General features: G+C 39.1%; 10 protein-coding genes. 6 read left to right on the plus strand and 4 right to left on the minus strand.

The window, feature by feature from the left end; all coding sequences use genetic code 11:
- The first annotated feature begins 11 nt into the window (after positions 1-11).
- Genes ABNK31_RS07975 through ABNK31_RS07990 form a run of 4 tightly spaced genes read left to right on the plus strand, consistent with a single transcriptional unit; the run spans position 12 to position 8,146 of the window.
- Entirely contained in the window at positions 12-3,281 is a 3,270-nt protein-coding gene (locus tag ABNK31_RS07975) for a DEAD/DEAH box helicase (RefSeq protein ID WP_418895133.1), read from the plus strand.
- 13 nt (positions 3,282-3,294) lie between these two features.
- Positions 3,295-4,344: a bacteriophage abortive infection AbiH family protein gene (locus tag ABNK31_RS07980; RefSeq protein ID WP_418895134.1), complete on the plus strand. Its 1,050-nt coding sequence runs from the start codon at positions 3,295-3,297 to the stop codon at positions 4,342-4,344.
- Positions 4,345-4,367: 23 nt separating this feature from the next.
- Complete coding sequence (locus ABNK31_RS07985; RefSeq protein WP_418895135.1) at positions 4,368-6,410, plus strand: ATP-dependent nuclease; 2,043 nt, start codon at positions 4,368-4,370, stop codon at positions 6,408-6,410.
- Positions 6,395-8,146 (plus strand): UvrD-helicase domain-containing protein, encoded by a 1,752-nt coding sequence (locus ABNK31_RS07990; RefSeq protein WP_418895136.1) that lies wholly within the window; start codon positions 6,395-6,397, stop codon positions 8,144-8,146. The genes ABNK31_RS07985 and ABNK31_RS07990 overlap by 16 nt, the downstream gene beginning before the upstream one ends.
- A 306-nt stretch (positions 8,147-8,452) precedes the next feature.
- Here the strand turns inward: ABNK31_RS07990 and ABNK31_RS07995 are convergent, their stop codons facing one another.
- Together ABNK31_RS07995 and ABNK31_RS08000 are read right to left on the minus strand one after the other, a co-directional pair.
- Positions 8,453-9,241, minus strand: coding sequence for a nucleotidyl transferase AbiEii/AbiGii toxin family protein (locus ABNK31_RS07995; protein WP_418895137.1), 789 nt, complete (start codon positions 9,239-9,241; stop codon positions 8,453-8,455).
- Complete coding sequence (locus ABNK31_RS08000; RefSeq protein WP_418895138.1) at positions 9,238-10,062, minus strand: type IV toxin-antitoxin system AbiEi family antitoxin domain-containing protein; 825 nt, start codon at positions 10,060-10,062, stop codon at positions 9,238-9,240. The genes ABNK31_RS07995 and ABNK31_RS08000 overlap by 4 nt, the downstream gene beginning before the upstream one ends.
- 166 nt (positions 10,063-10,228) lie before the next feature.
- Here ABNK31_RS08000 and ABNK31_RS08005 point away from each other — a divergent pair, with 166 nt between their 5' ends.
- The gene (locus tag ABNK31_RS08005; protein ID WP_418895139.1) at positions 10,229-10,510 is read left to right on the plus strand and encodes a hypothetical protein; all 282 of its coding nucleotides are present in this window, start codon (positions 10,229-10,231) and stop codon (positions 10,508-10,510) included.
- Between the two features lie 115 nt (positions 10,511-10,625).
- Here the strand turns inward: ABNK31_RS08005 and ABNK31_RS08010 are convergent, their stop codons facing one another.
- Together ABNK31_RS08010 and ABNK31_RS08015 are read right to left on the minus strand one after the other, a co-directional pair.
- Positions 10,626-11,168, minus strand: a complete 543-nt coding sequence (locus ABNK31_RS08010) for a flavin reductase family protein (protein WP_418895140.1) — start codon at positions 11,166-11,168, stop codon at positions 10,626-10,628.
- 4 nt (positions 11,169-11,172) lie between these two features.
- Complete coding sequence (locus ABNK31_RS08015; protein WP_418895141.1) at positions 11,173-11,649, minus strand: hypothetical protein; 477 nt, start codon at positions 11,647-11,649, stop codon at positions 11,173-11,175.
- A 226-nt stretch (positions 11,650-11,875) separates the two neighbouring features.
- Here ABNK31_RS08015 and ABNK31_RS08020 point away from each other — a divergent pair, with 226 nt between their 5' ends.
- Entirely contained in the window at positions 11,876-13,759 is a 1,884-nt protein-coding gene (locus ABNK31_RS08020) for a DUF4099 domain-containing protein (protein WP_418895142.1), read from the plus strand.
- Positions 13,760-13,766: the final 7 nt, after the last annotated feature.

The following is a 13,766-nucleotide window of genomic DNA, read 5'->3' on the forward strand; positions in this document are numbered from 1 at the left end:
AAATAGAAGATATGAATACAATTAAGCTGCCCAAATTAGAGCGCATAGTTTTTCAGCAAATAGGTTGTAAGAATAAAATCAAACAGCTAATTGCCCCGGAAATGGATTTACCTATCAACATTGTTGCGAATGATAGGAGCTCTGTTACCATAGATTTTGAAGGGATTAAATATTGCTTAACTTGTAATTCAGATTCTTATCCTAATGATGTAGAATACGTCCTTCTTACCAACGTCAGACCAAGACCTGAACGACTAATAGCGAAGACAATTACTGTAAAAGGATGGTTAAAACATCCTTTACAAAAGGAATACACAATAGAAGAAGTTATTTCATCATGGAAAGATGATTTCTTTTTCAAAGAAGAAAATAGAGCAGCGGAAATTAACGGATTAAGGTCGCCGCAATTAGGTGCTTTGCACATGATTCTTGGCCATTTACAACTTCCTTTAGATACAGCAACTATTGTTCTTCCAACAGGAACAGGGAAGACTGAAACAATGCTATCTGCATTAGTAGCCAATCAATGTAAGAGATTATTGGTAACCGTTCCTTCCAATTCGTTACGAATCCAACTTTTTGAAAAATTTGAAACTTTTGGATTGCTCAAAAAATTCGGAGTAATTGGGAAGGAATCATTATACCCAATAGTAGGTATTATTAATGAGAAATTTAATTCACCTGAAGAACTTAAAGAATTTATTGAAAAGTGCAATGTAGTAATAACAACTATGCACATTCTTATTGGATGTTCAGATAACGAACAAGATATTGTAGTATCAGCATGTTCAAATATATTTATTGACGAGGCGCATCACGTAAAAGCCCCTTCTTGGAATCAATTTAAAAGTAAGTTCCCTGCGGAAAAAGTAGTTCAATTTACGGCAACACCCTTCCGAAATGACGGACAAAGATTGGATGGTAAGATAATATATAACTTTCCACTTAAATACGCCCAAGAACAGGGGTACTTCACTAAAATAGATTTTATCCCGATTCGGGAATATGATTCGGATAAAGCCGATGAAAAAATAGAAGAAGTTGCGGTTCAACGTTTAAGAGAAGATTTGAAAACCCATAATCATATATTAATGGCTCGTTGTGCGACAAAAGAACGGGCAGAAAAGATTTTTGAATTATATAAAAAGCATGTGGATTTAACCCCTGTTATTATATATTCCAATTGCCCTGATTATAAAGAAACGTATAGAAAAATCACCCAAAAGGAAGCAAAAATTATTGTTTGTGTTGATATGCTTGGCGAAGGGTTTGACCTACCAGAACTAAAGATAGCGGCTTTTCACGATATCCGAAAAAGCCTTCCTATCACATTACAATTTGCAGGACGTTTCACCCGTACTAAGTACGACGAAAAACTCGGACATGCTTCGTTTGTAGCCAACATTGCAGATTTGGATGTTCGTGCGGAACTGGAAGAATTGTATGCTGATGGTGCGAATTGGAATCAAATCCTTTCCGATACAAGTTTCGGGCGGATTAATGATGAGGAAGAATATAAAAATCTTATGGATGGCTTTGAGAACATAAGTAACTCAAATATTCCATTTAGCAATATTCGACCTAAGTTTAGTGTTGTTGTTTATAAAAATAAAACCGATGGGTGGTTCCCAAGCAATTTCAGCAAGGGAATCCCCGGATTCGACGATTTGGAGTATCAATTCCATGACATTAATAAAGAAGAAAAGATACTTGTAATTATAACAGCAAGAAGGGGAAATGTTGAATGGGTAAATCATAAGGACATTCAAGAAGTTGTCTGGGATATGATTGTTGTTTTTTGGGATACAAAAAACAATCTTCTTTTCATAAATAGTTCTGATAATGGAAGTCTGTATAAAGAACTTGCAGAAGCAATTATTGGAGGTGGTGAAGCAAAGAAGCCTGAAATAATAAAAGGCATTGACGTATTCAAAACCTTTTATAATATAAACAGAACCAAGTTGAGAAACGTCGGGCTTAAATACTTTATTGGTAAAGATATTCGATTTAGAATGCACGTTGGGTCGGATGTCGCGGAGGCTTTGAGTCTTGCTGAAAAGCAAAAAGGCGAAAAAGCATTTGTTGTGGGTTCAGGGTTTGAAGAAGGCGAACCAGTTAATATAGGAGCTTCGTATAAGGGACGCATCTGGAATGTGATAAAAAAGGGAGACTTAAAGGATTTCAAACAATGGTGTCTTGAAATAGGAGATAAATTAATAAATAAAGATATTGATTCTAATCAAATCTTGAAAGAGACCTTGATTCCAGAGACCATTTCAATCGTACCAGATGTTTATCCGGTTTGCATTGATTGGGACGAAGACGTTTACATGAGTCATGAGAACCATTTTAGGTTTTCAATTGGCGGTTCCAATACAACAGTAGCCAATACCGACATTAGCTTGACAAGTCCGTTTGAAAATGGCAAACTATTGTTTTCGATAATTACCGACCATAAAAAAGCAGATTTTGAGCTAAAATTATTTGAAAATACTACGACAGATGAGCCTTATGCCGATTTCAGTATTGTTCAAATAAGCAAAGAGAAGGTTGAAGTTTCCAATGGGAGTAAGACCTACACGGGAGTCCAATTTTTTGAAAAATATATTCCGACAATTTGGTTTGCCGATGGTTCTGCCTTGACAGGAAACGAATACGTCCAATTAAAACAGATTATTAATGTCTATCCCAAAGACAATATACTTGTTTGGAATTGGCAAGGGGTTTCATTGGAAAAAGAATCGCAACACGTAAATCCCAAAATAACAGATTCTATACAGTATAAAGTTATTGAAGAACTTAAAAAAGATAATTACGACATTATATATGACGATGATTATTCCGGTGAGATTGCAGATGTTGTTACCTTGAAACTTCATCCTGATAAACTTAGTGTAGGCTTATATCATTTGAAATTTGCCATTGACGGAAAAGTAACCGAACAAGTGAAGAATCTATATGAAGTCTGTGGACAAGCCCAAAAATCAGTTCATTGGAAGCATAAAGAAGGGACAGAATTTATCAACCATTTGCTTAGGCGAGAAACTAAAAATCGGAATGGTCAAACATGTAGCCGATTAGAAGTTGGTTCATCTGACGATTTGAAAAAACTCTTGTCAATTGCTAAAAAGGAAATTCCTATGGAGTATGAAATATATATAGTTCAGCCGGGATTTTCTAAAGCAACGGCAACCAACGAAATCCTGACTTTATTAGGAGTAACCGAAAACTATCTGAAAGAAGTTGCCGGAATAAATCTTAAAGTTATTGCTAACCAATAATGTAAATAGCGATATGAAGCAGGATAGGCAACAACAATGGGTAAAGCACAAGAAAAGATTACGTGCAAAAAGAAGAAAATCAAAGAAAAAGAAAAAACAATGCTACACGAAACTGTATGTTATAGGTAACGGTTTTGATTTACATCATGGTATTCAATCCAGTTATTTCAACTTTAAAGACTTTTTAGAAGAGAATGACCCTGATGTTTATAATGTGGTTGATACATATTTGGGAAATGTAAAAGATTTTTGGTGGGATTTTGAAAAAAATCTTGCTCTTTTAGATGAAGACCAGATATTAGACCATGCTTCAAACTATTTAGTTAGTTATGGAGCTGATGATTGGAGTGACGCCAATCATCATGATTACCAGTATGAAATAAATAGAATTATAGAGCCACTAACAAGCGGATTAAAACAAAATTTTGTTGATTGGGTACTTCAGATTGAGATTCAACATAAAAAGAATCAGATGCTTGATTTAGAGAAAAAATCTCTGTTTTTTTCATTCAATTACACTTCAACTTTGGAAAAGCTATATCAAATAAAAAATGCCAATATTAAGCATATTCATGGTAAGGCAATAAATTCTGATTCAGATTTAATCTTGGGGCATGATTACAAAAAGCCTAATAACAAACCTGATTTAGAAAAAATCCGACGAGAATCAGAAGAAGAAGTATATAATGAATTTTTGGAAGAACTGGGCGGAGAGGATGTTCGAGTAACTGAAGGGTATAATATTATAAACTCATATTTTACTGATACATATAAGCCGACAAGTGATATCATCAAAGAAAATAAAGCGTTCTTCACGAAGATGAAAAATATTGACGAGGTAATAATTTTAGGTCACTCTCTTGAAGATGTTGATATCCCATATTTAAAAAAAATATTTAAGAGTGTTGATAATTCAAAGGCAAAATGGACTGTTTCATATCATAATGAAAAACATATTTCGAAACATCGGCAAGCTCTTAAAAATATCGGGATTAAAGACAAACAAATAAATAATGTTCGGATGGATTATTTTTACCCAACCGAAGGCGTTTTATTTGGCTAAAGTATTAATCAAAACATACAATCATGTATATATCAAAAATAAAAATCAAAGGATTTCGGAATTTCAAAGAAAAAGAAATACTGTTCAATGATGGAATAAATGTTATCATTGGCCATAACAATGCAGGGAAAAGCAATGTATTGAAGGCAATATCTTTAGCCATTGATACACAAAGTTCAAAACGACTGGATGTACATGACTTCAATAAGCATACTACAATTGAAGAACTAAAGGCTAATCCGCCCAAAGTATCTATTAACCTCACAATTTCTCAAAGCAAAGATGAAGACCCCAATTCAGATGACTTGGTTACTGTTGGAAATTATTTGATAAAGCTCGCATCACCATACGAAGCCTTGCTTACGTATGAGTTTTTCTTGCCTGAAAACGAAAGGCAAAAGTATATAGATGCTTTATCCGAAGTGGATAATACAAAGAAAGCATGGAAGGTCGTCCAACACGATTTCTTACGGCTCTACACTTCAAGAATCTGGGGTGGCGACCCCACATTGCAAGTGCAGGCGGACAGCGAATCATTACAAAAATTCGATTTTCAATTTTTAGATGCTATTCGAGATGTTGAACGTGATATGTTTTCCGGACGTAATACGCTTTTGAGAGAGGTATTAGACTTTTTTATGGATTATAATATCAAGAATGATGCAACCAAAAGTACAGAAACCAAATTTGCAGAAATAAAAACATTGAAGGAAGCCTTTTCTACAAATGCAGATGCACTACTTCAAACATTGCAAGATAGAATGAGGGAAGGCAAGGGACAGATACTTGACTATGCAAAACAAACAGGGGCTTCGTTCAATCATGCAAATCCGGACTTTGACGGAAGTTTGTCAGATGTGGAATTATTTTCCGCACTGAAATTAATCATTGAATATGAAACAGGGATAACGATTCCTGCAACTCATAATGGCTTAGGATACAATAATCTTATTTTTATGTCCTTGCTTTTGGCAAAAATGCAAGTTAATTCTGATGGAAATTATTTAGGAAGTAATGCTAAGGTATTCCCGATTTTAGCAATTGAAGAACCCGAAGCACACCTTCATCCTGCAATGCAGTATAAGTTCCTGAAATTCTTAAAAAAGAATAGGGATGAAAAAAAGAAGGTTCGACAAGTATTTGTAACTACCCATTCAACGCAAATTACATCGGCTGTTACTTTGGATGAAATAATTTGTCTGCACAATGAAAATGATATTTTGTCGGTAGGATATCCGGGTAAAGTTTTCAGTGAGACTGATGAAGACAAAAAGTCAAAAGCGTATGTTCAGCGATTTTTAGATGCCACCAAATCGGATATGCTTTTTGCACAAAAAGTGATTTTAGTAGAAGGTATTGCAGAAGAATTGCTTTTGGCAACAATGGCAAAGTATATCGGACATTCTTTGGAAGATAATCATGTTGCCGTGATTAACGTTGGAGGGAGATATTTCAGTCACTTTACAAAGTTATTTGACACTTTCAGCCCATACGCTATACCTAAAAAGATAGTCTGTTTGACGGATAGAGACCCCAGTAGAAAAAAACGGAATGGCGGTCAACATTTTGAAAAATGCTATCCTTATGAGTATTGTAGTGAAGTTGCAAATTATGAGTATGCTGAAAATGCCGAAGATATTATCAATGCATTTAATGCTAATACTACCATTCACTTTTTTAGTCAGGACAAGTTGAAGAGCAAGACTTTTGAATATGATTTAATTTTGCACAATCCTACGTTGGATATACTTGTCACAGATTCCATGAAGAACCAAGAAGAAATAAAGGAATTAATGACAAAGAACTATTCCGATGCTTTGAATAAATTAAGAACAAGTGCTGAAAACGATAGAATAGCACAATCTTTAGAGGCTTCTTCGTGGGACGAAGACGAAAAGAAAAAAGCATTGGTGGCTTCTCGATATTTAAATTCAGTTGGTAAGGGTGAAAATGCGTTAGAGTTATGTAATATCTTGGAAGAAAATCTTCTGTTACCCGAAAATGAAAGAAAAACTTTTAATGTTCCACAATACATAAAAGATGCAATAGAATGGCTACTTCAATAACATCTGACGATTTAATTCCGATAGAGCAGCATTTTAGAGTGTCTGCAGGCCCCGGTGCAGGAAAAACACACTGGCTAATAAATCATATAAAAAATGTTTTATATACATCATCCAGGCTATATAAGACGAGAAAAGTTGCTTGCATTACTTACACCAATATCGCAGTTGAAACGATATTAACAAGGCTTGGTTCGTCTTCCGATAGAGTGGAAGTAACTACTATTCATAGTTTTCTATATAAACATATTGTAAAACCTTACGTCAAATTTATTGCAGATGACTACGAACTTAATGTCAATAGAATAGATGGACACGACGAAGTAACCATAAGCAGAGGGCGAATTATTAATTGGGTTACAAATCATCCTAAGGCAAGTTCATTGTCACATCCATACACAGTTAATCAATTGACAAGACTTGAAGATAATATTGCTGCTTTAACCAATTGGTTATCAAAAGTATCTTTTACCTTTAATTCAACTGATAATTTGGTTATTTCCTGCGATAGAAAATATGCTTATTCTAATGAGGCTAATCGGCGATATCTGAACAAAAGATGTTTGGATTTATTAGAAACGGATTTGATAAGCCTGAAAAAAGAGTATTGGAAAAGAGGAATCTTGCATCATGATGACGTTTTGTTTTTCAGCTATCAATTATTAGTGAGATACCCATTCATATTAACCATTTTAAGAGCAAAGTTCCCTTACTTTTATATTGATGAATTTCAAGATTCAAATCCCATCCAAGTTCGAATTTTGAAAATGATTGGACAAGTCGAAACAAGGGTAGGAATTATTGGGGATAAAGCTCAATCTATATATGGGTTTCAAGGAGCAGATGCCAGTCAATTTGAGGCCTTCCGCTTAGATGGAATGACAGACTATCAGATGTTGGATAACCGTAGAAGTACCAATCAAATTATAGACTGTCTTAATTTGATTCGACCGGGATTTATGCAAAACAAGGTTAATGATATGAATGGTGAAATTCCTCATATTATAGTCGGTAATACAAAATCCGCTCTCAACAAAGGCAAAGAACTATGTTCTTCCGATATCATTCATTCGCTCTCATATAAGAATATTACTTCCAATGCCATAAAAAAAGAAATGGATGTCAATGTTCCTACAAATAATTTGTTCAAATCATTATCAGAGAAGGATTCAAATAAAGAAAGGCAATCGTTAGTTTCTGCATGTATAAAAGCCACAGAATATGCTATGCATAATCGTTTTAAAGAGGCTTTAAAAGAATTTGAAAAAATATTATCAAATAAGGATACTGCAAGGAAAGAGGCTTTAAAGCATTTGACATTATTAGTTAGCAGATATTACGAGTATAGTAATGGTAGTTTACTTGATTTTCACGCCTTTGTAAGTACAAACATTAAGGCAGTATCAGCACTTCGAGCTGGAGGAATCCAAGATTTCTACATGAATAATACCTATAAACAATTAGCGGTTTGTGTAAATATTATTGAAGATAATAGTTTGCACCGGACTATTCATAAATCAAAAGGAGATGAATTTGACAATGTGATGTTAGTTGTTGATAAAGAAGCAGATTTGAGTTTTTTATTTTCACCTAATTTGGATAACAACGAAGACCATCGTGTTTTTTATGTTGCCATGAGTAGGGCAAAAAACAGGCTGTTTATTTCAACGCCGACATTGAGTGCCGCTAATAGGGCCAAGGTGGCTGTAATGCCTTTTGCAATACATGACCTTCCATAGTTTTTATGCAAAAAACATCCGTTTCTCTTGCTGCATTTCTTGTGGGAAGAGGAGAAAAACGTAAGAAAATAAAATATAATCTGACATACCGATATTCAAAAATATACATCTTAACTTAAATTCTGGGTTTTATAATATTCCGATTTTCAGCAAATTAAGAATAATTTGGCATTGGCGCATTTGCTGCAACAGCAGGAATAACAAACCTGTTTTTAAGAGTTTGCCCGAAATCAAACCTTTTTCTGTTTTCTGTTGTGGTAGATGTGCTATTAAAGTCCCTCTTTATTCGTTTTATTACAAAAACAATCAAAGTTTCTCTATTAAAGCCTCTCTTACCAACTGATAGGCAGTCTGTGGATCGTATTTTTCATCCGGTCTTAAAAGCATATTGGTGTCTCCCAAAAACTCGTCATCCAATATCTTTTGCTCCATATTCATTAAGAATTCTTTTTTCGTAGGAGGTTTATCAACGACAAAATCCATATATGAACGATAGCACCGTATTAAATCATCGACACCTACCCCTCCGGTTACCAGCGCTTTATGCAAATCAAACAAATCACGACCCTTCCGTCGCTGATACAATGCTCTCAACTTGGTTCCGAGCAACTCATCCAACCTGTATGTTGTAACGGAACATTGACCTGAAAACCACTGGTTGTCAATATTAAAATTGGCTTTCGTCAACCCTAAAACATTGAAATGCTCCCTGCAATTTATTTCAATTTTTAAGCGGATTGGTACGACAGGAAGTATTTCCGAATCGAACCGGAAAATTAGCGTATTGTTGTTTGCCTTTTGTTTGACAACGGGCTTTCCCAAGAAAGATAATGCCTCCCTTAGTTTTTCGATGGTTGGTTTTATCGGTTCTGATCGGATTTGTACAAGGTCTATATCTTCACTGTATCTGGGCTGTGGAGACAGGTATAGCTTGTGCAGAGCTGTACCGCCGCGGAAAGCCAAACGGGAGGAAAGAAATTCGTCATTGAATATTTCCACCAAAGCCCGGCAGATTACTAAGTCCTGCTCCACCAATTCGGGACTGTTCCACGGAACGATATTTCCCCATTCTTTTACGGCATATTCGGGTATCATTCGTCTATTTCTATTGATTCATTGATAATTATTTTCCATTTCTCGTTTATAGTACACCCTTTGGTAGAGTTTCTGTATTTCAGAGGAACCTTACGGATGAAATTTCCTTTTTTCTCAATTTCCGAAAGTAAGTCATCCGCAAGAGAAGTAAATCCTAATTCCACGTCAAGCAGATAGCCTAAACGCTGAATAACCGGTAAAGGAACATATTCAAAAAATGCAGGCCGAATTCCTTTAAAGTTCAAGCTCTCCGCCAATTCGTTCAGTACGGTGGCTGTTCTGTTCAGTCCGCCGATTTCTTTTTCATATTGGACAAGATCGGTTGCCGTGAGTTCTGCTGAAGCTATCTTCACATAGCCCGTTTGCGTTTTCCGCCGCTCTGTAAATTGTTCCGGAATAGTTGATTTGTTGATGAAATTGATTTTTACGCCTTCTTTACGTGAAGCTCTGAGAGAGGGCGGTGTAGTAACGATGGTGTATTCCTGTGGACGTTGATGGGCGGCGCCATAAAAAGAGGCGGCATTAAGCAGCGAAATATAATAATCACGTCCTAAGAATTTCATCAAATGGTCAATATAGAAGATAACGGGAACTATCCCTTTGTCCTGATATTCTATCGAAACAATAACATAAAAACCATTCCACGCGGAACAGATTTTCCTTTTTTTTGTCAAACGTGTAAGACTTCTCTTTACTGTATCTGCCTGTAATAGGGGAAAGGCTTCAATAGCATCTGAAAGCCGGAATGTAATTCTACCTTTTTTTTGAAGGTCTTCTATCCATTCCTTTACCGAATATTTACTGCTGCGCTCCATTTGCATTTACACTTGTTTTAGAACTGCAAATATAGACATTATTTGTCTATATTTGCAGTTTCAATAAAAATAATCATTAGAGAGTAACATTTACAATTGTCTATTCAAATATCCACCAAAATGCAACTTCGTACCTACATCGAAAATTTCCAATCTGACGCAGGGGCTGTTCGTGGAAGCCGTAGCGGACAACTTCGATGAGCGGATAGAACAAAAAATATTCCATGCGGAAATTGTTGTCGATGACGAGCGGGTGGCCGCCAAAACCAAGTCGTATATGAAAATTCCCGTTATCTCCAACTTTGTCGATGATACCGGAATGGATCGCATGAAAGAAAAGATACAGGAAAATTACAACCGTATCAAAGTCGAAACCAAACAGATTGTCGCCGATGAGTTGGATCGGATTCGCAACGATGAAAACCTTTGCCACCTGTTGCCGAAGCAGGAATAACAACAACGGCGCAAAAGCATAACCAATTGTATATCAGTTATACGAAGAGAAAAATTCTGCGCCCGTCAAAATTCCCGGTGCAGGATTATGTTTTTCCAGAAAATCATATCATCCATCATACTCCGGGCGGAAGTTTGTCACCCATTCTCTTCCTGCGTTCGAATATTTCGCCGTCGGCGATAAACGTACCATCGCCACGGGCGTGCAATATGCGTTTATCCTTATGGCTTTCGTTTATCCACGCCTTAACCCCGTCCAGTACGAAAATATCATGCTGTTTAATATGATCCGCCACGCGGCACTCTATGTTCACATAACATTCCTTAATCAGCGGGGCGCTGATCTGAGAGGCTGGAAGCGGCGTTAGGCCAAACCGGGCGAATTTGTCCGTCTCCCTGCCCGTTGTAGTTCCCACGTCAAGGATCGTGTCCACGAGATCGGCAGTGGCAATCCCTATAACACACTCCCCGCTTTCCACCAGCGCCTCGTATGAGTAGTTCCACGATCCGGTACATAGCGCGAACCTCGGCGTAAAATCCATGACCATTGTCCAGGATATGGTCATTATGTTATGCTTCCCTTCGTGGGAAGTGGTTATCATCGTTACCGGCCCCGGCTCAATGAGCATAAAGGCTTTCTGCAATTCGAGTTCTTTCATCGGGTCACGCTTTTATTTTCTGTAAGGCAATCAACCGCAATATATTCCGGACTGTTCTTACCGGCAACATAACAAGCCCGACGCAAAGAGACAAGCACAGTTTTATCATAAAATAGAGCAGCCAGCCGATGATCGGCAGGAACAGGAAAACCCGCGGAGTGATGCTTGTCAATGTTTTCCAGCCGGGGACAATCCCCGAAAAAATATAAGAAAATATCACATACGATAGTACGTAATGTACAAATGGATAGGAATGTCCGGCATCCGTCCACCGGGTAAACAGTACGCCAAGCAAAATTCCTAAACCGAACGTGAGGAATATTTCTTTGACAATCCTGCCTTTTTCCGCATTGATTCGCTTCCTGTTGCATCTGCTACATATAGGGATAGAATAGACGGAAGCGCATTGGGCGCACAGTCCTTTGCCGCAATCGGGGCATTGCGCTACCGCAGGCTGAATGGGATGTTCATAGCAATTCATATCTGTATCCGATTAAAACCCGATTTTATCATGCAAATATAACCATATTCAGGCATTTGCCCGCTGTCCGGCGGCAAATAATTTGCCGTATTTTTCGACTTCAACGCCACATACGTCCAAATCGGCGCCATAAGCTGCCAGTAACCAAAAACACACCTGTTTTCCAGCCGTTTACACATACCTTCGTTCCGCATTAATAGTGATGCGAAATTAAAAAATCTTTTTTATGGACGAAAGTAAATTGAAAGACCAAAACATTTTATTGGTCAAAGAAAAAGGCAGCGATGAACTGAAAGCTGTCGCGGGTATTGGAAAAAACGGGAAGTTGGAAACGGTGGAAGCCAAAGCGGAAAACGCCTCCCGTTTCCTGATGTTCGACCGCAACAACAGGAATGAGCTGGCAGGCATCATGTCCGACTTCAACCGGAAGGCGGGCAACCCGAAAGATTTTCAACTTTTCCAGGTGCATTATGGGAAGTTTGAGAAACTAAAGGAAGGTCTGGAAGAAGTGTTATCCCTTCCACACAACCCCGAAGGCAAGGAATTACTGAAAAAGTATGAAGTCAATTCGAAAGACTTTGCCGCAAAACAAGCGGCGGAAGACCCGAAAGTCCTTTTGACACAGGGCGAAGACGGTAAACTGAAAGCCATTGCGGGAGAAGGTAAGGATGGCAAGCTGAAAACCGTCGATCCCACGAAAGAGAATGCAGGCGACTTTCTCAAAATCGACACGCGCGGCAATGCGCTGGAAAATTTCTTCAAGAAGTTTTCCGAACAACTTAAAAACCCGTTCCATACGGGTATTTACGCCGTGAGCGCCAATGCCGTCGATAAGATAGCGGCGTTTTTCGACAAAATCATCAAGATCGACCCTGCCGACAAGGTACTCGATCCGTACCGCGTAACACCGGAGGGAAAGATGCAGGAACAGGCGCAGGGCAGGTACCAGCCGCTCGACCTGAACAAACTCGACTGGAAAGAAGCCGACAAGCTCGGACTTTCCGGCCAGTCGTTGCAGGATGCGCTCAAAGCCATGTCCTACGGGCACAAGTCGCCCGGACTGATTGAGGTGCGCATGGAAATCGACGGCAAGGAGTTGCAGGCCAAAGCCCGCCTGTCGTTTGAACAGCAAGCCGACGGGACAATCAAAATCCAGACGCATCCCTTCCAGGAGAAGCCCGATTTTGAAAAGCCGTTTATGGGTGTCCTGTTTACCCCCGACGAGCAAAAGCAACTCACGACCACCGGCCACGGCGGACGTGCCTTTGAGTTGGAAATGACACCCGGCGGCGAGAAAGTACCTGCGCTTGTTTCGCTGGATAAAATCACGAACCGCATCGAGGCTGTCCCGCTCTCCGAAATCCAGATCCCGAAAATGCTGAAAGGCGTTGAACTTTCTGAAAAACAACAGGAAGGATTAAAAAACGGGCAGGGAGTGCTGGTCGAAAACATGGACAAGAAGCAACGCCCCGGTGAAGAACCCGGCGGAAAGATTACACGCATCGTCCAGTACAACGCCGTGAATAAAAATTTCGACTTCCTGTTTACCCCCGAACAGCGGCAGCAGCGTCAACAGGAACGCGCAGCCAAAGCGGAACAGCACAATAACCAGCCACTCAAACCACGCAAGGTGGACAATGTGTGGATACGCCCCGTGCAGGGCGGCGTCGAATTGAGCCGCGAACAGTTCAAAGAACTGCTGAACAATAAGCCGGTCTTTGTGGAGGGCCTGATCGACCAGACCAAACTGGCCAAACAGGAACAGGGAGCGCAGCAGACCGAAGCCACCGACAAAAAAGGGCAGAAGTACAACGCATGGGTATGGCCCGATCAGGATGCCGGGCGCATCCGTCACACCAGCCTGCCACCCGACCAATGGAAAGAGGCGCAGGCCAAAAAGCAGGCGCAACCCGCCGAGGGCTTCAAGACACAGGTTGCCGTCAACAACGAGGGCAAAACCAACGAGGCGACCAAGCAATCGACCGATCCGCTAAAGAAAGGGCAAGCGCAGCCGACCGAAAAACAGGCGGCTAAGAAAGAGGAAAAGCAACAACAGGAGCAACGCCAGTCCCCGGCCAAGCCTAAGAAAAGAACGGGGCATAAGTTGTAAACATCTT

The sequence above is a fragment of the Limibacterium fermenti genome (genome assembly GCF_041902845.1).
In the GTDB taxonomy this organism is placed as follows: Bacteria; Bacteroidota; Bacteroidia; order Bacteroidales; family Dysgonomonadaceae; genus Limibacterium; species Limibacterium fermenti.

Bases quoted from the DNA above. Each gene is read 5' to 3' on its own strand.
- ABNK31_RS07975 (WP_418895133.1), top strand. From the start codon at position 12: ATGAATACAATTAAGCTGCCCAAATTAGAGCGCATAGTTTTTCAGCAA.
- ABNK31_RS07980 (WP_418895134.1), top strand. From the start codon at position 3,295: ATGAAGCAGGATAGGCAACAACAATGGGTAAAGCACAAGAAAAGATTA.
- ABNK31_RS07985 (WP_418895135.1), top strand. From the start codon at position 4,368: ATGTATATATCAAAAATAAAAATCAAAGGATTTCGGAATTTCAAAGAA.
- ABNK31_RS07990 (WP_418895136.1), top strand. From the start codon at position 6,395: ATGGCTACTTCAATAACATCTGACGATTTAATTCCGATAGAGCAGCAT.
- ABNK31_RS07995 (WP_418895137.1), bottom strand. From the start codon at position 9,241: ATGATACCCGAATATGCCGTAAAAGAATGGGGAAATATCGTTCCGTGG.
- ABNK31_RS08000 (WP_418895138.1), bottom strand. From the start codon at position 10,062: ATGCAAATGGAGCGCAGCAGTAAATATTCGGTAAAGGAATGGATAGAA.
- ABNK31_RS08010 (WP_418895140.1), bottom strand. From the start codon at position 11,168: ATGAAAGAACTCGAATTGCAGAAAGCCTTTATGCTCATTGAGCCGGGG.
- ABNK31_RS08015 (WP_418895141.1), bottom strand. From the start codon at position 11,649: ATGAATTGCTATGAACATCCCATTCAGCCTGCGGTAGCGCAATGCCCC.
- ABNK31_RS08020 (WP_418895142.1), top strand. From the start codon at position 11,876: ATGGACGAAAGTAAATTGAAAGACCAAAACATTTTATTGGTCAAAGAA.